Source organism: Polyangium sorediatum, from assembly GCF_029946465.1.
Lineage (GTDB): Bacteria > Myxococcota_A > Polyangia > Polyangiales > Polyangiaceae > Polyangium > Polyangium fumosum.
In genome coordinates this window covers 204,451-225,702 of sequence record NZ_JARZHI010000011.1, presented here as the reverse complement: position 1 = coordinate 225,702, position 21,252 = coordinate 204,451, and the positions used below count along the sequence as shown (strand labels likewise).

Below are 21,252 nucleotides of genomic sequence, written 5' to 3'. Positions count from 1 at the left end.
CGGCTCGGTCGCGGCGAGCGGCCGAGCCGCGGCGGCCGCAGGCGAATCGGCCGGCGGTTGCGCGGCGGGAGGCTCGATCGGCGCGGGCGGCGGCGCGCTTGGCGAGGCCTTCCCGGTCGACGTGCCCGGCGCGGCGCCGGCGCGTGGAACGGGCGCGGGCTTGAGCAGGGCCGACGGGCGCAGGATGGCCGAGGGCTTGTCCGCGGACTTGTCCACGACCGGCCGCGGGAGGGTCGGCGACACCGCGGGGCGCGCGGCCGGCTCCGTGGGCTTCGTGAACACCTTCGACGGCGCGCGCATCGGGCTCGGCCCCACCGTCGAGTACTCGGACGTCTTCGGGCCGAGGGGCTTCGGCGCGAGGCCGACCGCCGTGTTCTCCGCGCTCGCGCCGGCCTTGCCGCGCGGGCCCTCGGCGGGCTTGGCGGGCGCGGCGCCGGGCGGCGGTGGGCTCGATTTGGGCACCACGTGGGGCGGCTTCGCGGGGCTCTCCGCGGCGCGGGGCGCGACCATCGCGGGCTTCGGCAGCGCCGCGGCCGTCGTCTCTTTCGGCGGCTTCGCGGCGGGCGGGGCGAGGTCGCCAACGTTGGTCGTCTCGTCGTCGTTGACGTTGCCCCAGAGCTGGTCGACGGCGCTCGTGCTCGTCGGAGAACGCCGCGCGGCCGCGTCGGCGACGGGGCCCGGCACGGGCGGTCCGACGGGCGGGGGCGGACGCACGGCGGCCGGCGGCTCGGGCGACGCGTTCGGGCTTCGGGGGAGCGCGGCTTCGAACGCGGCGCCGCCGTATTCGGGCCGCAACGTGATCGGCGCGGCGCCCGGGGGCGCGGCGTCGGTGCCTCCTCCCGAGGGCACCACGATCGGCGCGCCTTCGGCGCCCTTTTGCGGCGCGCCGGGGCCCGTGAGCCCGAGCAACGTGCCCATCTGGCCGCGCTTCTCGGGCAACGCGGCGCCGAAGCGAGACGGCGAGAGGGCGGAGGCTTCCTGCCGCGGCTCCTGCGTGGTGGGCGTGGCGTCGGCGAATTCGGGCACCGTGAAGGCGGGAACCCACGCGTCCATGCCCTCGCGCCAGACGAGGACGGACGGCGGCAGCACGCGGGTCGCGATGGCTTCCCGCAGCTCCTCGGTTCGCACGAGCCGCTGCACGCCTTGCTCGTCGGTCCAGCGCCACTCGTCGCGGCTGGTCACGCGTGCCTCCGGGGGTTTGGGGGCGTAGCTCGGCTTGTCCGAGCGTAGCCTCCAAGCGCGAGCAACGTGCAGGTCGTGCGCGGATCGGGTTCGTGTCGGGCGAGCACCTCGCGCGAATCGTACAGCGACCCCTGCGACGTTGCGCAGAATTTCGTTCGCCCCCCCGCAACTGCGGGGCGCTCGCGTCGATGTTCCGTCATGCCCCACGTGCGTCCCTTCCTCCTCGTGTCCCTCGCCGCGCGCGCGCTCGCCTGCGCCCTCCTCGACACGCTCAGCCCCCCGGCGTGCGCGGCCTGCGATGCGCCCGTGCGCCGCGACCGCGTCTTTTGCTCGCCCTGCGCCGCGAGCGTGCACCGGACCGCGAACGAGCCCGGCGCGCCGCTCGCGTTCGCGGCCTACGGCGGCGCCGTCGCGGCTGCGCTGCGGCGGTTCAAGTACGGGGAGCGCCCCGATCTCGGACGCCCGCTCGGCCATCTCTTGCGCGGGCTCGTGCGCGAGGAAGCGCCGGAGGTGGACCTCGTCGTGCCGGTTCCGTTGCACCCACGAAAACTCGCGGAGCGCGGCTACAACCAGGCCGCGCTGCTCGCGCATGCAGCCGCCGACGAGCTCGACGTGCCCCTCGCGGCGCGCGCGCTCCTGCGGCTTCGCGACACCACGCAGCAGGCGGCCCTCGGCCGCGCCGAGCGACACACGAACGTCGCGCGGGCCTTCGTGGCGCGCTCCCCACGCGCCGTGCAGGGCCGCCGGGTGCTGCTCGTCGACGACGTGGCCACGACCGGCGCCACGCTCTCGGCTTGCCGCGACGCGCTCGTCGAGGCGGGCGCGCGTGACGTGATCACGTCGTGCGTCGCCCGCGCCGGCGACGGCTAGCGCCTCTTCTTGCGCGGCACCTGCGGCGCCGGCCTACCTGGGACGACCTCGATCCGAAGCGTCTCCTGACACGGCACGAGCACCGTCTCCCCGGCCGAGAGCCACTCCGGATACTTCCCCTCGGCCGTACTCGACACGCGCACGAACTTGCTCCCGCACGGCGCCTGGAACGCCTCGTTCGTGTGGCCGAGCTTCTTGCCGCTGACGTACACGTTTCCTTCCGACGGGAAGGCCACCGTGAGGAGGCCGTATCCCGCGGGAGGCGCGGCGGGCGCGGTGGACGTCGGCGCCACGGCGGTTTCGGTCGGGCCCGTCTCGGGCCCCGCGAGGGCAGGCTTGGCCGAGGACGAGGCCGACGCGCCGGCGCTCGGATTCGCGTTCGGATCCGAGCCGCCGGTCAAGAGCACGACGGCCCCCGCGGTGATCAACGCGACCGCGCCCCCGGCGATCGCCAGCGCGACGGGCGGCGGATGCTTCTTGCGGCTCGCCGGTTGCGCGGACGCGACGACGGGATCGGCCGTGGAGCTGGCGGCGGAGACGGCCGCGGGCGCGGCAGGCATGATGGGCGCGGACACGGCGGCCAGCGCGGGCGTCGCCGTGGGCGTGCCGAACCGAGGCGGCACCGGCGGCGCGGCGATCGCCGGCATCGGCGGCGGGGCCATCGCGAGCGGCTTCGTGGCGGCCGGGGGCGGGGCCATCGCGGGCGGCTTCGTGGCGGCCGGGGGCACGGGCGGCGGCGCAAACGCGGGCAACGCCGCGGGCGGCGCCCCGGGGGAGGGCGCCGTCTTCAGCGCCATCACCGTGTCCGCGAGCTCCAATCGCTTGTTCCCCACCTTCGATGCGGCCGCGGGATCGAGCACCTCCGGCAAGGTCGGGGGCACGTCCTTGGGTGCCCCGAACCTGAAATCGGCAGGCGGGGGCACGTCCTTGGGCGCCGTGAACCCGAAATCGATAGGTGAGGCGTCACCTTTGCCCGCTCCGGGCTTGAGCGGGGGAGGAATGGGCGTGAACTTCCCCGCGCCGGACGTGATCTTGGATGGACCGGGGACGACTTTGTCCGCGCCGCTCGTGATCCTCGGCGCCGACGGGATGACCTTCTCCGGACCGGTCATGAGCTTGGCCGGAGGAGGCATCACCTTGCCCGCGCTGGGCGTGGTCTGGGGTGGAGGAGGCGTCACCCTGTCTTTTCGCGCCGGGATCTGATCAGGTTCGGTGATCGCCAGCGCGGCCTTCTCCCGCTCCTCGGCGCCGATACCCATCGCCGTCAGGCTGATGCCCGAACGCGAGGTCGCGTCGTTGAAGAGCTGGTCGAAGAGCTCCTCGTCCGGCACCGACTCCTTCCACTCGCCCTCGGGCACCACGGCTCCGAGCGGCGCCGCGATCGACGGCTTCGACGGCCCTCGCGCCGCGCGCGCCTGGGCCTGCGCCGGTCGCACCGTGGGCGCCTCCGGCTGCACGTCGGCCTCGGCCTCGACCACCGCGAGCGGCAGCCTCGGCGGGCCCGGCACGCGCTCGGCCAGGGCCCGGAGCAGCGGGTACACCGAGGCCGGCGCGGCATCCCCTGGGTCGGCGGGCCGCTCGGACAAACGCACCGGCGGGACCGAGCCCGGCGGCCGCGAAGGCGGCGGCACCGAGAGCCTCTGCTTGCTCGACGGCGGCGGCTTCGCGGGCCGCACCGATTCGAGCGGCACGCGCTTGCGCGGACCGTCTCCCTCCGTCGCTTTCGTTCGCGGCCCCTTGAGCGGCGCGACCTTCTCTTCGAGGTCCTTCTGCCCGAGCTCGATCCCCGGCGCCTTGTTCAGGACGCGCTCGAGATCCTGACACGACACCTTGCGTTTGTCCGGGGACGGCTCCAGCGCCCCGTCGATCGCGCTCGTCAGCTCCTTCGGCAGATCCGACCGCAGCACCGCGAGCGGCATGGGCCGCGTGCCCACCTCGGGCGGCTTCGCGCCCGCGTAGAGCGACCAGAGCAGGACCGCGAGCCCGTACACGTCCGCCTTCGGCGTCACGCGCTCGCCGCGCGCTTGCTCCGGCGCCATGAACCCCGGCGCGCCTTTGATCACGAACGCCACCGTGTCCGGGCTTCGCCCGAGGATCTTCCCCAGCCCGAACCCCGTCAGCCGCACGTGCCCGTCCCAGCCGATGAGCACGTTCTCGGGGTGCATCGTCCGGTGGATCACGGGCGTCGGCGTCCCCTCCTCGTCCTTCGCCGCGTGCGCGTGCGCGAGCGCGCCGCCGAGCGCGCGGCCGAGGAACGCGATCGTCCTGTCGTCGAGCCTCGACTTGTTCCGCCCGAGCACGTCTTGCAGCCGGTCGAGCGTCACGCCCTCCACGTGCTCCAGCACCAGCACGAGGTGCTTGTCGTGCTCGAAGAAGTCGAACATCCGCTGGATCGACGGATGGTTCAGCACGGCGCAAATCGCCGCCTCGCGCACGAGCTCCTCGCCGAAATGCGCGTCTCCCTCGATCGTGTTCCGGACGAGCTTCAGCGTGCAGAGACGCGAGAAGCCCATCGGGCCTTCCATGCGTCCGACGTACACGTCCGCCGAGCCCGCTCCGGACAACCTTCGGAGCACTTTGTACGCCCCGATACGCTCGGGAACGGGCTCACTCGGGAACATTGGCGCGATCATACCGGAGCCGAGTCCTCTTCCCCAAATCGCAGGCACGCTGTCGGCGGATCCTGTTCGCCGGCCCAGCGCCGGAACGTCACCGGTGGAAAAATCGGTCGAAACGAAGGCGATCGTAGGCACGAGCACATCGTCAAAAGTGTGCTCAACTACATCAACAAGATGCGCCTCAAACCGGTGCGCCCGACGGCGCGGCCTTCCAAGCGTGCGCGGCTCGCGCGCGCGTTCGACTCCCTGGGGATCCTGGATCGGATGCTCTCGCTGCGGGCGAAGCTCACGACGCGATCCCTCATGGTGCTGACGTACCACCGGATCACCGACGCCGCGGAGGTGGGAGAGCTCGACGGCGACGTGCGCGAGACCGACGCGCATGGGCTCTCCGAGCAGATCAAGGTGGTGAAGCAGCACGGCGCGCTCGTGTCGCTGCCCGACGTGCGGCGCTTCCTCCTGGGCGGGCCGCTGCCCTCGAACGCGGTGATGCTGGCGTTCGACGACGGCTACCGCGATTGCCACGATGTCGCCCTGCCCATCCTGAAGACGGCTGGCGCGACGGCGACGTTCTTCGTGCCCACGGCCTACCCCGATGCGGGGCGAATCTTCTGGTGGGATCGCATCGCGCTGCTCCTCGGGCGCTGCCAGAAGCACACGCTCGCGCTCGCGTACCCGTACCCGATCGTGCTCGACCTCGGCCGCGATCCCGTCGGCGCCAAGCGCCTCCTGCTCAGCCTCGTCAAGCGCACGCCGGGGCTCGATCTCGCGCGCTTCTTCGACGAGCTCTCGCGCGCCGCGGACGTCACGCTCGACCCCGCAGAGGAGCGCGCGATCGCGGCGCGCACCATCATGGGCTTCCGCGACGTCCGGGCGCTCGCGGACGCGGGGATGAGCGTCGCCTCGCATTCTCATGAGCACCGCGTGATCGCCACGATGACGCCCGAGGAGGCGCTCTCCGATCTCCATCGATCCCGCCGCGTGCTCTCCGACGTGCTCGAGCAAGACGTGCGCACCGTGGCCTATCCCGTCGGGCACCAGGTCCAGGGGCCCTTCGTGCGTGTCGCGCGCGACGCAGGCTTCGACCTCGGCTTCACGAATGCGACGGGCGTGTGTGTGCGCGAACGAGCGGACTTGCTCAACATCCCCCGCATCGCGATGGGCCCGGAGCTCGAAGGCGCGATGTTCAAAGCGCTGCTGATCGCAGGGCCCTAAGCGCCTTTCACCCCGGACATCCTCGCGTCAGCGGCTCGAATCTGCCCATCGCCGAGGCCCGGTGTTTGCCCCTCTCGCCCGTGGGCTTCCGCCCGGGAAGGTCAGGTGGCTCGTGTCACGCAAACTCCGTCGTCGCTCCCTCGGGGCTGCTCTGCTTTCGCTCGCCGCGGCCTCCGCCGCATTCGCGGTCGCCGGTTGTGGCGCGGCGCCGAAGGGAAGTCGGGCCCGCTCGGCCAATCCGAACATCGTGAAGGTCGCGGGAACCACGGAAGACCCGGCCGTCGTGGAGGCGGCGGACGAGCGCGCCGCGCAGCAGATCTGGTGCGAGTACCTCGAAGCGCTCTACCACCGCGCGACGGGCGATAACGATCGCTGGCCGAGCCGGGACGAGTGCTTCCAGGCGAAGACGATGGCGTCGCCGGAGATGCTGCGACGCACGGCGAGCTGCTCGCGCGCCGCGCTCGACAAGTTCGACGGAGATCCCTTCACGAGCGCCTACGCGGCCGAGGTGAGCCGCTGCGGCTCGTCCGCGCTCGACGCGGTGGTGGTGAAGGGCGAGGAGATCACGCCGTATGTCACCGCGATCTGCGGGCGGATGGCCCGGTGCGGCGAGGCCACGTACGACGAGTGCCGGGGCGAGCTCGGCAACGGCCTCGCGCCGCACCTCGAGCGCGCCGTCGGCGCGATGAACCGTCGCGGCCGCGTGGCATTCGAGGTTTGCCTGAAAAACCTCTCGTGCGGCGACGTCGGCTCGCAGGTCGTGAGTTGCCTCGAACCCATCATGGAAGGCCTGCTCTGGCTGCCTGGTTGAGGCGTGGGTTATGCTGCGCGGGTATGGGTAAAAACGTCATCGTGTCGGAGGAGACGCTCCGGGATCTCCTGGAGGCGCACGCATCTCTTTCGGCCTGGTATTACGAGCTCTCGGCCGCGCTCGCGACGGCCGGGGCCTCGGCGCGGTCGCCCGACGACGCGAGCCGCGCGGCGTTCGTCGAGGGGATCGGCAAGATGTTCCCCGAGGTCGCGCAGGTCGCCGCCTCGATCCGCGTGCCCCGCCCCTTCGTCCCACCTCCGCCCCGCATCTCGATCCCCGCGCCGATCGCGGACGATCCGAAACGCTGACGTTCAGCCCTCCGCGTCCAAGATGCGGAGGACGAACCACACGAGCCCGAGCGCGGCGATGCCGAGGCTCAATATCTTCACGCCGCGCTTCTCGAGCCATTTGCGCTTCTGCGCCACGACGAGCAGCGGCACCACGACGGCGAGCACCGCGAGCTGACCGGCCTCGACGCCCAGGTTGAACGCGACGAGCGCGCCCGGGATCTGCGGCCTGGGGAGCGCGATTTCCCCGAGCGCGCCCGCGAACCCGAAGCCGTGCACGAGGCCAAACGGGAACGTGATGCGCCAGCGCTTCTCGGCGTCCTTCACGAGCTGGTTCTCGACGCCGACGTACGCGACGGAGAGCGCGATGACAGGCTCGACGATCCGCCCGCTCGGCGCCCAGATCCCGAGCACGGCGAGCCCGAGCGTGATCGAATGCGCCACCGTGAACGCCGTGACGACGAGCAAGAGCGCGCGCAGGCGGCCGCCGACGAGCACGAGGCCGAAGAGGAAAACGAGGTGGTCGTAGCCAAACAGGATGTGCTCGATGCCCATCCGGAAGAAGCCGAAGAAGCCATCGTTTTTGGGCTCGGCTTTTGGCGCCGCGGGGGCTTCGCCGCCGCCGGGCAATCCGGCGATCCCGAGCTCGCGGTTCGCGCCGAAGAGCACGTGCTCGGTGGGCCCGGCGCCCATGTCCGCGCGCGCGACGTGGCGGTGGCCGTACGGGAGCTCGTCGAGCACGTCGAGGCGCACGCGCACCGCGCGGGGAGGCGTGGGGCAGCGGTAGACGGCGCGCAGGGAAAACCCGTCTTCTTCCACGAGGAACGCGTCGTCGAGCATCCCCGGGCAAACGCCCTCGCCGGCGCGCACGGAGACGCGATCGACCACCGCGCGACCGAGCGCCGCGCGGGCGTGCTGGATCTCTGTGGGTGAAATCGCGCCGTCGCCGTCCTCGTCCAGGCTCCGGACGAGCGAGAGCACCTCGCGCCGCGCGAAGACGAGCTCCGCGGTGATCGTCGCGCCGCTGATCTTGTAGTCGCCCCGGGACAACCCCACCTGATGGGCCGAGGCGACCCGCGGCAGGAGCACGAGGAGCGCGCCGAAACACGTGAGCAGCGCGGCGAACAGGGCGCGAAGACGCACGCGCTAGCCTCCCTCGCCGAGGAGCTTTTTCGCCTCGGCCGCGGCGTTCGGTTCGAAGTGCGGGTTCATGGCGAGCGCCTCGCGGACGAGCTTTTCGCCCTCTTTTTTCTCGCCCTGCGCGATGCGGATCGCGCCCGCGTGGAAGAGCAGCACGGGCTCGCGCGTGCCGTGTGCGCGGGCCGCGTCGCTCTCCTTGCGCGCGGCGGCGAAATCGCCCTTTCGATAGAGCGCCCACGCGAGGACGTCGGTCGTGTGGATGCCCTTGCGCGCCTTTATCTCCTCGCGGATGAGCGCGAGCGCCTCGTCGGGATCCTTGTCCTTCGCCGCGAGGAACGCCGCGAGCGTGCGCTTGTCCGTCGCGCGGCCGATCTCCGCGACGCGCTTGTACGCCTCCGCCGCGCCCTTCTCGTCGCCCGCGGCCTTCCGCGCGTCGCCGAGCAACCACGCCGTCTCGCAGAGCGGGCCCTTCGCAAACGCGCGCGCGGCGAGCTCGGCGGCGCGCTTCGCATCGCCCTTCGCGAGCGCCACGCGCGCCTTGCCCACGAGCGCAGGCGGGTACTCCGCGACGGCGCTGAGCGCGCGATCGAAGCCTTTGTCCGCGCCGTCGACGTCACCCTCGTGCCAGAAGACTTTTGCTGCCTCCACGAGCACCCACGCGAACGGCTCGGGATCCCGCGGGTCACTCGCGTCCATCGCCGCGCGGTAGTTCTTCTTCGCGGCCGCGGGATCTCCCTGCAGCCAGCGCAAGAGGCCCGCGCGCCCGTAGGCCGGCAGGCTCGGCTTGAGATCCATCAGCCGCTGCGCGGTCGAGAGCGCCGCGTCGAACGCGCCGAGCTCGAGCTCCGCGTCGGCCTTCGTGCCGAGCGCGAGCAGATCGTCCGGATCGTCGGCGAGGATCTGCTCGGCGAGGTCCTTCGCCTCGACGAACGCGTGGCTCTCCAGCAGCACCGCCGCGCGCAGGTTCCGCGCCGGCCGGTTCTTCGGCTCGCGGCCGAGCACGAGATCCGCGACCGCCCCCGCGTTCAAGTAGTAGCCCGGATCCGCCTCGTACCGCGCCTTCCGGACCCACGCGCGCCCGAGCAGGATCCACGGATCGATCGGCTCGGGCGTCTTCTCGATGCGCCGCACGAGGATCTCGATCTCCTTGTCGACCGTGCTCGATCCGCTCGGTTTTTGCAGGGCGAGCGCGCGCGTCGTCCGCGTGGCTTCGTCCTGCGCGGGCGGCGCCACGGACGCCGACGGAGCGGCCGCAGCCGATGGGATCGACGCGGTGGGCGTGTCCTGCGCGGCCTTGTTGCAGGCGGGGATCACGAGGACGAGCAGGGCGGCGAGGGCACGCCGGCTCGGGGTTCGGGAGATACGCTCGCTCGGGGGCACGATGGCTTCACGCGCTACGCGCGACGGGCCTCTCCGGCCCCGCGAAAACGTATCAAAAAAAGGCCTTGCTGTGCGGGGACCGTGTCTGCGATGCGATGGCTACGCATGCGGCCCGCTTTCCTTCTGCTCTTCGTTTTCGGGGTGTTCGGCGGCTGCACGTGCGGGAAGGACGCGGGGTCCGGGGCCACGCCCTCCGCGAGCGCGCCCGCCTCCGCGGCGCCGAGCGCGAGCGCGCCCGCCGCGAACACGTCGACGCCTGACGACGAGGTGCGGCCCGTGTATCCGAAGACCAACGATCCGCCCGATCCCCTCGCCGAGAAGCTCTGCGAGGCGCTGCACGGCGTTGCCACGAAGCGCCGGGCGACGTGCTGCGGACACGCGCCCGGCTTCTCGCTCGCCGCCGAATGCACGCGCACGTTGAGCTACGCGCTGCGGGAAAAGGCCGTCACCGTGGACGCGGCCGGCGTCGATGCGTGCATCGGCGCAATGGAGAAAGCGCACGAGGGATGCGCGTGGGTCGGGCCGACGGGCGCGCCGCTGCCCGCCGCGTGTGACGGCCTCGTGCGTGGCACGCTCGCGGAGGACAAACCGTGCCGATCGTCGCTCGAATGCGGCGACGGGCTCCGCTGCCTCGGCGTGGGACCGACAGACACGGGCACGTGTCGCAAGCCGCTGCCGATGGGCTTTCCGTGCGGCGTCTCGGTCGACACGCTCGCGGCGCTCACGCGGCAGGACACGTTCGAGGCGCGCCACCCCGAGTGCTCGGGCTACTGCGCGCAGCGCCGCTGCCGCGAGCTCGTGGCCGAGGGCGGCGCATGCAAGCTCGACATCGAGTGCGGCGCGGGCAAGGTCTGCGACGACGGCAAATGCCGCGCAGGCGCGCTCCCCGGCGAGGGGCAAACCTGCAAGCTCACCTGCGCCGCCGGGCTCCGCTGCGAGAAAGGACAATGCGCCTCGCCGAAGGAAGAAGGCGCCGCGTGCGAGCGTGACGTCGAGTGCCGCGGCGGTTGCCTGCGCGGCGACGCGGGCAAGGGCGGCACGTGTGGGATGAAGTGCCGCATGTTGTGACGAACGAGCGCGTTCGCTCAGCGCCACTGAAGCATGTCCGCATCCATTTGCGGCGGCGGCGTCGCGGGCTTCGGCGGCGGCGCGTCCTTGCCCGTATATGGATCCTTCCCGTCGATCGGGCGCAGCAGCGAGAGCTGCACCTTTCCCCCGCGCACCGTGACCTTCACCTGGCCCGAGTCGAGCAGCGCTTGCACCTTGCGCACCGCGGCCGCTCGCTCCTCGGCCGAGCCTTGCTCCGCCGCCCGGCGCGCCCCCGCGATGTCGGCCTCGGCCGGCACCTCGTTCGCGTGGATCCGCGACACCATGCCCTCGACGCGCGCCAGCCGGGCGGACATCTCGGCGATCCGCCCGTCGCGCTCGTCGTCCCGGTCCCTGCGCGCGTCGCGGCCATAGCTCGCTTGCGCCATGGCCATCACCATGGCCATCTGCTGCGTGAAGGCGACTTGCCGCTCCTCCAGCACGCGGATCTGCGCCTCCCGCGCGGCGGACTCCCGCCGCACGGCGTCGATCTCGGCGAGCGCCCGGTCCTCTCGCCCCGGATCCACGCACCCGACCCCGAAGGCGCCGAGACACGTGATCACGAAGCACCCTGTCACCCAGCGACTGGCCATGCGCACCTCCACCAGAGTCCATCGTATCCCGACCGTCCCGCAGGCGAAATGTCCGCCTCCACCGGGCGCTGAGGCCCTCCGATGAGCGGGAGCATGTCGGGCGGCCATTTCCTGGGTTTTTATGTCGCCGTGCTCGGGCTCGTGGCGCTCGTCGTCGCCGTCTCCCGCCCGCACATCGCCGCGCGCCTCGGTCGCCTCCGGATCCCCGCCGCCGTCGCCGCGACCCTGCTCCTCGTCGCGGTCGCCATCTTCGGCAGCGGCAGCCGCAGGATCACCCTCCGCACGGCTATCGGACCGAGCGGCGGCCTTCCCGCGCGCCTCTCCCAAGCGCACGTCGACGCGGCGCTCGCCCGCGCCACATCCCCCGCGTTCGTCGCGTACGTCGCGGCGCTCAGCGACCTCCCGCCGCTCGATCACCCCGATCGGCTCGGCCCGCGGTTGTCCATTCGGCACGTCTCGGGCTTCGACCTTGCGAACGAGGGCCTTCGTGTCTCGCCGCCGCCCAAGGTCGGCGAGCCCTGGATCGTCGTCTCGTACGACGACACCGAGAATGCCCTGCGCGCGGCCTTCGACGGCGGCGAGGGCATGCGCCGCTTGCAGGTCGTGCAGCGCCTCGTGACGGACGTCATGCCCGAGCTGATCGTCATCGAGGCGCTCCGCGCGGCGCCCACGGACGCCGAGAGAATCGAAATCCTCCGCGGGCAAACCCTCACCGTGCCCCACACGGCCGAGTTCTTGGCGCGCGCGCTCGACGAAATCGCGGCGAGCGCCTCGCCCGCGCTGAAAGACGTCCTCGCGTCGAAGCGCGCGTACGTGCAGAAATACCTCGACGACCCCACGATGCGGGGGTTGCCCCCGGGAACACGCCTCACGCCGCCCGCGCCCTGAGTCGCCCCCAAAAAGCGGAAAGCCCCGCCGAGGCAGGGCTTTCCATGGCAACCCGTTACGATGGAGGCGCGGCGATCACTCGCCCTTGCCGCGCGTCGACCCCTCCCAGGGCGGCGCGAGGTACGGGAACCCGTTTTTGAACGTCGCGTCGTTCGTATCCACGCCGTCGGGCACGTTCGCCGCGAGCTTGCAGAGCAAGAGGCTCAGCTCGATGTCGGTCACGTCCTCTTCCTTGTTCGTGCCCTTGTTGACCTTGCGGCCGTTCGGGAACTGCGAGGGAATGCCGAGATCGACGCGCAGCACGTCGCCGATCGCCGTGATGTTGTGCCCGAACATGCCGTTCAGGCTGATGGTGTCGATGATGTCCGTGCGGTTCGACTTGAGGCCCGCCGGCCCCCCCGGGCAGGCCGCGAGCGGGCCGCCGGCCATGTAGAAGCCCGCGAACTCGGCGTCGCGCACGATCACCGGGTTCAGGATGTACGCGCCGAAATTCGCCACGTCGTCCTTCGGGTGCGTCCGGTTGTACTTGTCCTTGTCCTGAATGCCGATCACCGCCTCGTTGATGAGCGGCAGGCCGAGGCGCGAGACCTGGACCCACGGGCCAAAGCCGTCCGCCGATTCCTTCTTGCGCAGAATGCGGGTCTTGCGGCGGCTCGCCGAGGCCCACACGCCGATCGTCTGGTTGTCGTTCGCCGTGCCGGGGACGACGGCCGCGCCGCCGTTCGCCACCGCGAGCGGGATTTCCAGGGCGATCGTGTGCACGTTGTAGCCCGACACGTTGTCGTACGGCGTGCCGCCGAGCACGGTCTCGAGGCCGGCGAGATCAAAGATCGCGCCGAGGTCCACGCCGAAGCCGTCGTCACGCGGGCCCGCGAAGACGCGGCCCTCGCCGGCATTGAGGTTGCGCACGACGGACGTCGCGCTCTCGTCCACGAAGAACTGCTCGTACGTCTTGCCCGCCGGAATCTGATAGGCGAGCGTGTTCGTCCGCGGACCGACGTTCGGCGGGGCGACCGGCGCGTCGTTCACGACGACCGTCGGGTTGGCGCCATTGACGAGCTTCGTCACCGAATACGTCTGCGTCGCGCCGGAGAGCTGCGAAAAGAACTCCTTGCCGCCGCCGACGGGCGCCGCCAGGTTCGCCGGATCGACGTAGGGGTACGCCGTCGACTTGAAGCGGATCTGGTAGGTCAGCGCGTCATTGAGGCTGCTCGGGCCCCGCGCGATGTGGATCTCGTAGAGCACGTCGTCCGAGAACTTGTGGAAGTTCGGGCCGGCGGCGGGCTCTTCGAGGGGGATGTAGTTCGCCAGAATCACGAGGTTCCCGCCCTCGACCCAGGCATACAGATCGGTGTTGTCGGCGCGGGGGTCCTCGCCGATGCCCGGCGCCTCGGCGTGGCTCGAAGCCATCGCCGTGCCCGCCGTCCCGAGAATCGTGAGTGCCGCGAGGGCAGCGCTCGTCCACGTCATTCGCTTCATCATGATGAGACCAACTCCTTGTTTTGCCCTCTGGCGCTCACGGGAACGTCACGCGGAACACGGTCCCGCCCTTGGCCGTGCTATCGACGAAGGCGAACGTATTGCCGCCCTTTTTCGCGCGATGCAGACCCGCGGCCTCGGTGAACGTGTCGATGTCCTGCGACAGGTACGTCGGCGCGTTCGTCGCGAGATCCACGGAGATCACGACGTCGGTCTGCTTCTCCGTTTCGAGCGCGGAGACGAGCAGGGTCTGGTCGCCGTTCATGAGCGCGACGCCGCAGGGATACCCCACGCGAACCCCCGAAAGGATCACCGTCGCCGTGCCATTCGGCGCGACGGCGAAGATGCTGCCGAGCCCGTCGCCCTGCACGGTATCGCAGGCGTACACCGTGCCTTCGACGGAAATGGCCACGCCGCTGGGATCCTGGAACGGATTGCCCTTGATGACGGTGGACACGCTGCCGCTTCCATCCGCGGCGAGCTTGAAAATGCCGGGCACGCCCTGCGGATCGGTGCCGGCGAAATAAATGACGTCCTTGCCGCCCTCGTCGCGAATCTCGAGGCCACGCGGCCGATACGCGTCTGCCGCCGTGAGCCCGGTCAACGCGCCGCCGTCATTGGCGATCGTGAAGATGCGGCCGCGATCCCCGACGGGATCCTCGGCGCCCACATCCGCGACGAAGAGCTTGCCGCCGTCGGTGCTCGTCGCGAGGTTGAACGGCGCCACGAGCGGAGCGCCCGCGTGGAGCGCCGTCGGAGGCGCGGAGTTGTCGCCCTTCGCCTTGAAAAGGGCCGGCTCGCCGTTCGCGTCGAGCCCCGTGAAATATACGTCGTTGCCCGCCGGATCCGGGGTCGCGTCGAACGGGCGCTGGAACGACGCGTGATTCGAAGCGGTGGAGACGGCAAAATCGCCCGAACCGCCGCTGCCGCCGGTGCCACCCATGCCACCGGTGCCTCCCATCCCCCCCGTGCCCCCCGTCCCGCTGCTGGACGAGCTCGACGACGTCGTCGTGTTTCCGGGCGGCGGTTCGTCGCTGCAACCCTGCGCGGCGATGGCGACGAAAAGCAAGCCGGTCACGGCGATGGGGCGCAGGAGGCGGTGATGCCTCGTTTCCCTCATGCTTCCTCCTTCAAATGGACCTCCCCACCCAGCCGCCGCGCTTGCAGCGCGTGCCACGATCGATTAAGTGAGTGTCACGCGCCGCTGCGTGGAGGATGCGTGGTTCGACCCGCGATACCCCTTTATCGGGGTTCGCGGGCTACGCCCGAGCAGTGGCCGCGGTTGCGCGCGTTCTGCGCGTTATTCGTGAAATGGCTCGATCTCGTGAGCGAGGTCGCGGGCATCGACCACGAACGACCCTCGATCTAGACTGCGCGCGCCATGTTCGACGTCGCGAAGTCCATCTACGCCCAAACCCTCAGCGAGATACGTTCGGCCGGCCTCTACAAGGACGAGCGCGTCATCACCACGCCGCAGGGCGCGAGCATCCGCACGAGCGGCGGCCCGTCGGGCGCTCTGCCGCGCGAGGTCCTGAACTTCTGCGCCAACAACTACCTCGGCCTCTCCTCGCACCCCGCGGTGATCGAGGCGGCCAAACACGCCATCGACACGCACGGCTTCGGCCTCTCCAGCGTCCGCTTCATCTGCGGCACGCAGGACCTGCACAAGCAGCTCGAAGGCACCATCAGCCGCTTCTTCGGCACCGACGACACGATCCTCTACTCGTCATGCTTCGACGCGAACGGCGGGCTCTTCGAGACGCTGCTCGGCGAGGAAGACGCGATCATCTCGGATGCGCTGAACCACGCCTCGATCATCGACGGCATCCGCCTCTGCAAGGCCGAGCGCCACCGCTACGCGAACGGCGACATGGCCGCGCTCGAAGAGGCGCTGCGCAAGACGCAGGACAAGCGCATCCGCATGATCGCGACCGACGGCGTCTTCTCGATGGACGGCTACCTCGCGAAGCTCGATGTCGTCTGCGATCTCGCGGACAAGTACCGCGCGATGGTGATGGTCGACGACTCGCACGCGACGGGCTTCATCGGGCCGACGGGCCGCGGCACGCCCGAGGAGTGTGGCGTCCTGCACCGCATCGACGTGATGACCTCCACGCTCGGCAAGGCCCTCGGCGGCGCGAGCGGCGGCTTCACCACGGGCCGGCGCGAGATCATCGACCTGCTCCGCCAGCGCTCGCGCCCGTACCTGTTCTCGAACACGGTCGCGCCGCCGATCGCGGGCGCCTCGATCGCGGTCTTCGCGCTGCTCGAACGAGAGCCAGCGCTGCGCGAGCGGCTGATGTCGAACGCGCGCCGCTTCCGCGAGGGCATGACGGCGGCGGGCTTCACCATCAAGCCGGGCATCCACCCGATCGTGCCGATCATGCTGGGCGACGCGCGCCTCGCCGCGGACCTGGCCGCCGCGATGCTGGAGGAAGGCATTTACGTGATCGGCTTCTCGTACCCGGTGGTGCCGAAGGGCGAGGCCCGCATCCGCGTGCAGCTCAGCGCCGCGCACACGCCCGAGCACGTGGAGCAGGCTATCGAGGCGTTTACCCGCGTGGGGAAAAAGCTCGGCGTCGTGGCCTGAGCTCCCCTCACCCCCTGCCCCCTCTCCCCGCGGGGAGAGGGGGTGAAGGGTCGAATCAGTAGCGGATGACGACCTTCGGATAGGTCGTGATCGCCTTCTGGAAGTCGCCCGCGTCGTATTCGCGGAAGTCGAACATCGTCCCCTCGCCGCGCTTGAGGATGACCTCCCAGATGAGGTCGTGGATGTTCGGATCCCGCGACTCCAGGAGATGCCGCGTGATGTGCCAGGTCTCGAAGATCCGGCGCCCGATCACGCTGTGCAGGCTGATGCCGTCGACGATCAGCCGATCGAAGTTCTCGATCACCGCGTCGCCGCTCTTCAGGCCGAACAGGATCACGTCACCGCCGCGACGAACCGCGTGGATCGCGTTGTTCACGCTGGAGTTCACGCCGCTCATTTCGAGGGCCACGTCCACGCCGACGCCGTCCGTCAGCTTCCGGATGCGCTCCGTCAGCTCCGGATCGCTCTTGTGCGGCTTGTCCTTCGAACCGTTCTGGAGCTGCGGCCGGAGCACCACGTCCGCGCCGAGCCGCCGCGCCATCTCCGCGTGGCTCTCCATCGGCTCGACGCCGATGATGTAGTTCGCGCCCATCGCCCGCGCGACCGCGACTGCAAAGAGGCCGATCGTCCCGCAGCCGACGATCGCCACGCGCTTGCCGCGCAGGTTCACCTTCGTGCACGCGTGCACCGCGTTGCCGAACGGCTCCTGGATCGCCGCGACCTCCGGCCGGATCTTCGTGATGTCCGTCCGCCACAGGTTCTTCGCCGGCAGCTTCACGAGCTCGGCGAAGCAGCCGTCCTCGCTGATGCCGATGATCTTGTCGTCGGCGCAGACATGCGTGTCGCCGATGCGGCACTGGTAACAAACGCCGCAGGGGATGTGGCTCTCCGTCGTCACGACGTCGCCCACTTCGAGCCCGTATTGCCGCTTCGCGTCCGTGCCGAGCTCCACCACGCGGCCGAGCAGCTCGTGCCCGATCACGCGCGACGACTTCTTGTCGCGCTCGAGCGACTTGAAGATCATGTCCTTGAAGGCCGAGCGGAACCAGATGCCGCGGTCCGAGCCGCAGAAGCCGGTCATGATCGGCTTGATGAGCACCTGCGACCGGTCGTGGTAGTCGCTCGTCTCGTCGATGCGCGGCTTCTCCACCTCGGTCTTGCGCAGGCCCGTGGAGTTTTCCCACGGATCCGTCTCGCGGTCGTATGTCAGGGCCTGCATCGCGTCGCTCACGTTGTGCGCCTCCTCGAAAGACACGTCGGCCAGTGTCGTCGCGGTACGACGCTACGCAAGTCCCAAGGCGATCGAAGCCTGCTTGACGCGTTGGGTTAACGCAGCTTGCGACCAGGCGGAGGCGTCGTCTGCGAGACGGGCGGGCGCTCGCGCATGCACTTGTCGAGGCCCGCTTGCAGCGAAGCGTCGAGCCCGCCAGGGAGCTTCGGACGGCCCATCACGTTCACGAAGAGCCTGTCCTGCGCGATACCGCCACCCGGCGCGAAGCTCATCCACACGAACATCGCGCGGCCCTTGATGTTCTCGAAGGGCACGCCCGCGCCGAGCCCGCCGCGCCAGCTCCGCGAGTCGTGGCTGTTGTAGCGGTTGTCGCCCATCACCCACACCTCGTTCGCGTTGACCTTGAACGGCGTCGGTGAGCCCTGGAGATGGCCGCAGATCCCTGCCTTGCACGACTGCCCGATCCCGCACTCTTCTTGCCCCTTGCACGTGGGTTCGTCGGGGCCGTTCGGGTGCATGTCGTCGTGCGCGAAGAGCGTGAGGTACGACTTGTCCTCCAGGAACTCCACGTAGAGCCAGCCGTCGTTCCCGTAGCGCCCCACGTAGCAGTGCGGCACGAGCCAGCCGTTGATGATCGGGCGGCCGTTGATCGCCTCCAGCGTATCGCCGGGAGCCGCGATCACCCGCTTGATGAAGTCTTGCTCCTTGTTCTCCGGGAACTTGAAGACCATCACGTCCCCGCGCGTGGGCGGCAGGCTCGAGAAGAGCCGCTTCTCCGTCCACGGGATCAGCGGGCCGTAGGTCAATTTGTTCACGAAGATGTGATCGCCGATCATCAGGCTCGGGATCATCGAGCCGCTCGGGATCTTGAAGGCCTCGATCACGAACGCCCGCAGGATGAGCGCGACCGCCACCGCCACGCCGATCGACTCGGCGTACTCGCGCATCTCGCCCTTGCGCCAGCGCGACAGGTGCTCGCCGACCGCGCGGTCGGCCCGCGCGTGCGCCGTGTCGAACTCCGCGAGGTCGAACGTCTCGGCGTTCATCACCTTTTCAAGGCCGCTGATGGCCTCGTCGAGGCGCTCGCGCTCGGCGGCCCGGAGCCCCTTGACCACATCGCGCGCGTTCTGCTTGAGGATACGCCGCGCCTCGTCGACGAGCGCCTGCGCCTCCTCGTACCGCGCCCGCGCTTGCGGCGGGATGTCCTTGCGTCCGACGCCGATCGCGCTCGAGAGCGGGAGCTCGTAGCGGTAGTGCCACGCGAGCATCGCGAAGATCGTGAAGAGCACGATGCCCGCTGGAATCTGCTGCTCCGCGACGAAGACGCGCAGGCCTCCGGCCGAGACGTCCCCGGGCGCCGGGGTCAGCAGCCAGACGGCGAGAATGGCCAGGACAAACGGGAGCGTGACGATCCAGATCGCGTAGAAAAGTCCGCGGAGCCAGGTCGGTCCGGCGCTGCCCGTGTTCGGCCGGTGGGAGGGGGACGGGTCGGATCCCTCCGTCGCGCCGCCTTCTTTGGCGAGGGCGGGCGAGCTCTCGGGAGACCGTTCATCCGGCGTGGTTGCCAAGGGGTTAGCCTTTCTATACGCCGCCCTGGGGCAGGGCAAGGGCGAGAGGCGCCGCGAACTTCAAGGCGCGGCCCCGACTTCGACCGCGTAACTGACGAGAGCGGCCCGGTCGTCACCGGCCGCGCCGGGCGGAGCCGTCCTGCCGGCCGCCGCCGTGTTGTCGAAGACCACGTAGTACTGCCCGGCCGGCAGCGGCAGCGGTCTCCGCCACACCATGCCGGAGGGCACGGGCTCGTCCAGGACGGGGGCCGCGGGCGGAGGCCCGAGCGCGACGTTCGTCGTGTACTGCTGAAGCCACGCATCCCCCACGCCGCGATGCACGACGATCACGTCGACCGCAGGCGCGCCGTCGACGGCCACGCTGAGGTACAGGGCCTGCCCCTTTCCTTTGACCTCGAAGGGTCCCGTGTAATCGCGCTGGTTCTGGTGGACCTCGATGCGCTCGTTCACGAGCACGAGCCGCCCGTTGTCCGCCGTCTTGTACGGCGACCCCGGCCGCTTGCCCTTCTCCACGACGCCGAGGCCGAAGTCGACGCTGCCGTCGGAATCACGGATGACCGTGAAGCCGCGGCTGATCTCCTTCTTCAGCACCGCGCCGCCGACTTGATCGAGGAAGCCTTGGGTGGATCCGCCGGGCAGGCCAAAGGCCCCGGGCGCGGGCGGCTGCTCGACGAGGCGCGAGCCGAACGTCGTGGCGCTCGTCGCGCGCTCGCGGAAGTACACGTACATCGTGCTGCCATCCATCAGGAAGTCGTGGTCGTACTCGACGGCCGCGCTCGCATCGAAGCCGATGCGCTTCGTGAGGTTCGTCCAGGCGTAACCGTAGCCACCGAACTGGAGAAAGAGGTTGCCCGAGGCGAGCTCCTGCGCGGCGCAGGAGAGGGGGAAGAAGCGGCCCGTCGCGGGATCTTCTTCGCGCAGCTTGAGCGGCACGCTGCGCTTCTGCACCTCGCGGCAGATCTCGCCGCGCGCGAACGAGAAGATGCCGCGGCGGAGCGTGAGGTTGCCCGGATCGTTCACGACGCCGGGCATCACCGCGAGCGACGTCTGACCGCAGCTCGCGCCTACGAAGGAGAGCGCGAAAGCGACGGAGAGAAGGCGCGCTGTGACGGCACGAAAGGACATGGCGGGGGAGAATAGTGCATACGCACGGCCTCGGGCAGGTTTGGGGCGCAGCTCGGCATGTCCGAGTGGAGCCCCAAGCGTTGAAAGGGGTGATAGCGTTTTGGCCTCATGTCGAAGGTGGCAGTCCTTGGCGCGGGGGCGTGGGGCACGGCGCTCGCGAAGGTCCTCGCAGACAAACAGAACCCGACGTTCCTCTGGTCGCACAGCGCCGATCTCGCGCTCCTGATCAATGAGCGGCGCGTGAACGAGCGGTACCTGCCCTCGGCCCCGCTCCCGCCGACGCTGCGCGCGACCGGCGACATCGAACAGGCGCTCTCCGGCGCCGAGCTCGTCGTGTTCGTCGTGCCCTCGCACGCGATGCGCGAGGTCGTGGCGCGCGCGCGACCGTACCTCCCGCAACGCGCGCTCCTCTGCAGCGCAACGAAGGGCATCGAGAACGACTCGCTCATGCTGATGAGCGAGGTGCTCATCGACGAGCTCGGGCGCGACGTCGAGCCGCGGCTCTCGTATTTGTCGGGGCCGAGCTTCGCGAAGGAGGTCGCCGCGGGGCAACCGACGGCCGTCGTCGTCGCGGGCAAGAGCAACGACGAGACCGTGGCCGTGCAGCACGCGTTCGCCACGGAGCGACTGCGCGTCTACCAATCGGACGACGTCGTCGGCGTGGAGGTCGGCGGGGCGCTGAAGAACGTCGTCGCCATCGCGGCGGGCGCGGTCGACGGGCTCGGCTTCGGCCACAACGCGCGGGCCGGTGTCATCACACGTGGGCTCGCGGAGATCGCCCGGATCGCCATGGTCAAGGGCGGCAGCCCCCTCACGCTCGCGGGCCTCTCGGGGCTCGGCGACCTCGTGCTCACGTGCACCGGCGAGCTCTCGCGCAACCGCACCGTCGGCTACGAGATGGGGCGCGGGCGCACGCTCGACGACGTCCTTTCGCACCTCGGCCACGTCGCCGAGGGCGTCAAGACCGCGAAGAGCGCCTACGATCTCGGGGTGAAGCTCGACGTGGACCTGCCCATCACGAGTGAGGTCTACCGCGTGCTCTACGAGCAAAAGACCCCGCTCCAGGCGGTCGTGGACCTCATGAACCGGTCGCTGCGCAAGGAATGACGCGCCCGATCGCGCCTCGCCGACACGGTCCGCTTTGCGCAGAAGAAGGCAGGAGAGCCGGAAAGGTGTAGACTCGGAGGCG

General features: G+C 70.2%; 18 protein-coding genes. 8 read left to right on the top strand and 10 right to left on the bottom strand.

The annotated features are described in order from the left end of the window. A partial coding sequence (locus QHF89_RS16085; RefSeq protein ID WP_284720550.1) for a DUF4339 domain-containing protein occupies window positions 1-1,182 on the bottom strand: 1,182 nt, incomplete at its 3' end. 198 nt (window positions 1,183-1,380) lie between these two features. On the opposite strand from QHF89_RS16085, the gene QHF89_RS16080 reads away from it, so the two are divergent. Further along, window positions 1,381-2,052, top strand: a complete 672-nt coding sequence (locus tag QHF89_RS16080; protein ID WP_136968697.1) for a ComF family protein — start codon at window positions 1,381-1,383, stop codon at window positions 2,050-2,052. On the opposite strand, the gene QHF89_RS16075 is transcribed toward QHF89_RS16080, so the two are convergent. Next, entirely contained in the window at window positions 2,049-4,673 is a 2,625-nt protein-coding gene (locus QHF89_RS16075; protein WP_284720549.1) for a serine/threonine protein kinase, read from the bottom strand. The genes QHF89_RS16080 and QHF89_RS16075 overlap by 4 nt on opposite strands. A 150-nt stretch (window positions 4,674-4,823) precedes the next feature. On the opposite strand from QHF89_RS16075, the gene QHF89_RS16070 reads away from it, so the two are divergent. The 3 genes from QHF89_RS16070 to QHF89_RS16060 all read left to right on the top strand — a co-directional run bounded on the left by QHF89_RS16070 (window position 4,824) and on the right by QHF89_RS16060 (window position 7,004). Beyond that, a complete protein-coding gene (locus QHF89_RS16070) occupies window positions 4,824-5,885 on the top strand; it encodes a polysaccharide deacetylase family protein (RefSeq protein WP_284720548.1) in 1,062 nt (353 codons plus the stop codon). Between the two features lie 112 nt (window positions 5,886-5,997). Continuing rightward, entirely contained in the window at window positions 5,998-6,696 is a 699-nt protein-coding gene (locus QHF89_RS16065; RefSeq protein WP_136968699.1) for a hypothetical protein, read from the top strand. Between the two features lie 23 nt (window positions 6,697-6,719). Then, window positions 6,720-7,004, top strand: coding sequence for a hypothetical protein (locus tag QHF89_RS16060; RefSeq protein ID WP_284720547.1), 285 nt, complete (start codon window positions 6,720-6,722; stop codon window positions 7,002-7,004). Between the two features lie 3 nt (window positions 7,005-7,007). Here QHF89_RS16060 and QHF89_RS16055 read toward each other — a convergent pair whose 3' ends face one another. Together QHF89_RS16055 and QHF89_RS16050 are read right to left on the bottom strand one after the other, a co-directional pair. Continuing rightward, window positions 7,008-8,126, bottom strand: coding sequence for a HupE/UreJ family protein (locus QHF89_RS16055; RefSeq protein WP_136968700.1), 1,119 nt, complete (start codon window positions 8,124-8,126; stop codon window positions 7,008-7,010). Window positions 8,127-8,129: 3 nt separating this feature from the next. Beyond that, the gene (locus QHF89_RS16050; protein ID WP_284720546.1) at window positions 8,130-9,503 is read right to left on the bottom strand and encodes a tetratricopeptide repeat protein; all 1,374 of its coding nucleotides are present in this window, start codon (window positions 9,501-9,503) and stop codon (window positions 8,130-8,132) included. 105 nt (window positions 9,504-9,608) lie between these two features. Here QHF89_RS16050 and QHF89_RS16045 point away from each other — a divergent pair, with 105 nt between their 5' ends. Then, on the top strand, window positions 9,609-10,571 hold the full coding sequence (locus QHF89_RS16045; RefSeq protein WP_136968701.1) for a hypothetical protein: 963 nt from the start codon (window positions 9,609-9,611) through the stop codon (window positions 10,569-10,571). Window positions 10,572-10,588: 17 nt separating this feature from the next. On the opposite strand, the gene QHF89_RS16040 is transcribed toward QHF89_RS16045, so the two are convergent. Then, window positions 10,589-11,182 carry a hypothetical protein gene (locus QHF89_RS16040; protein ID WP_136968702.1) on the bottom strand — a complete coding sequence of 198 codons (594 nt, stop codon included), beginning with the start codon at window positions 11,180-11,182 and terminating at the stop codon, window positions 10,589-10,591. Between the two features lie 81 nt (window positions 11,183-11,263). Here QHF89_RS16040 and QHF89_RS16035 point away from each other — a divergent pair, with 81 nt between their 5' ends. Then, window positions 11,264-12,070: a hypothetical protein gene (locus QHF89_RS16035; RefSeq protein WP_136968703.1), complete on the top strand. Its 807-nt coding sequence runs from the start codon at window positions 11,264-11,266 to the stop codon at window positions 12,068-12,070. 75 nt (window positions 12,071-12,145) lie between these two features. Here QHF89_RS16035 and QHF89_RS16030 read toward each other — a convergent pair whose 3' ends face one another. Together QHF89_RS16030 and QHF89_RS16025 are read right to left on the bottom strand one after the other, a co-directional pair. Then, window positions 12,146-13,552, bottom strand: coding sequence for a DUF4331 domain-containing protein (locus QHF89_RS16030; RefSeq protein ID WP_136968704.1), 1,407 nt, complete (start codon window positions 13,550-13,552; stop codon window positions 12,146-12,148). Window positions 13,553-13,586: 34 nt separating this feature from the next. Continuing rightward, window positions 13,587-14,669 carry an SMP-30/gluconolactonase/LRE family protein gene (locus tag QHF89_RS16025; RefSeq protein ID WP_136968705.1) on the bottom strand — a complete coding sequence of 361 codons (1,083 nt, stop codon included), beginning with the start codon at window positions 14,667-14,669 and terminating at the stop codon, window positions 13,587-13,589. Between the two features lie 261 nt (window positions 14,670-14,930). Here QHF89_RS16025 and kbl point away from each other — a divergent pair, with 261 nt between their 5' ends. Continuing rightward, the gene (gene kbl / locus QHF89_RS16020) at window positions 14,931-16,139 is read left to right on the top strand and encodes a glycine C-acetyltransferase (RefSeq protein WP_136968706.1); all 1,209 of its coding nucleotides are present in this window, start codon (window positions 14,931-14,933) and stop codon (window positions 16,137-16,139) included. 55 nt (window positions 16,140-16,194) lie between these two features. On the opposite strand, the gene QHF89_RS16015 is transcribed toward kbl, so the two are convergent. The 3 genes from QHF89_RS16015 to QHF89_RS16005 form a co-directional block, all read right to left on the bottom strand. Continuing rightward, a complete protein-coding gene (locus tag QHF89_RS16015; protein WP_284720545.1) occupies window positions 16,195-17,394 on the bottom strand; it encodes a zinc-binding dehydrogenase in 1,200 nt (399 codons plus the stop codon). Window positions 17,395-17,465: 71 nt separating this feature from the next. Beyond that, window positions 17,466-18,938 carry a signal peptidase I gene (gene lepB / locus QHF89_RS16010; protein WP_136968707.1) on the bottom strand — a complete coding sequence of 491 codons (1,473 nt, stop codon included), beginning with the start codon at window positions 18,936-18,938 and terminating at the stop codon, window positions 17,466-17,468. A gap of 60 nt (window positions 18,939-18,998) precedes the next feature. Next, on the bottom strand, window positions 18,999-20,063 hold the full coding sequence (locus tag QHF89_RS16005) for a hypothetical protein (RefSeq protein WP_136930329.1): 1,065 nt from the start codon (window positions 20,061-20,063) through the stop codon (window positions 18,999-19,001). A 108-nt stretch (window positions 20,064-20,171) separates the two neighbouring features. On the opposite strand from QHF89_RS16005, the gene QHF89_RS16000 reads away from it, so the two are divergent. Continuing rightward, window positions 20,172-21,170 (top strand): NAD(P)H-dependent glycerol-3-phosphate dehydrogenase, encoded by a 999-nt coding sequence (locus tag QHF89_RS16000; protein ID WP_136968708.1) that lies wholly within the window; start codon window positions 20,172-20,174, stop codon window positions 21,168-21,170. Window positions 21,171-21,252 lie beyond the last annotated feature (82 nt).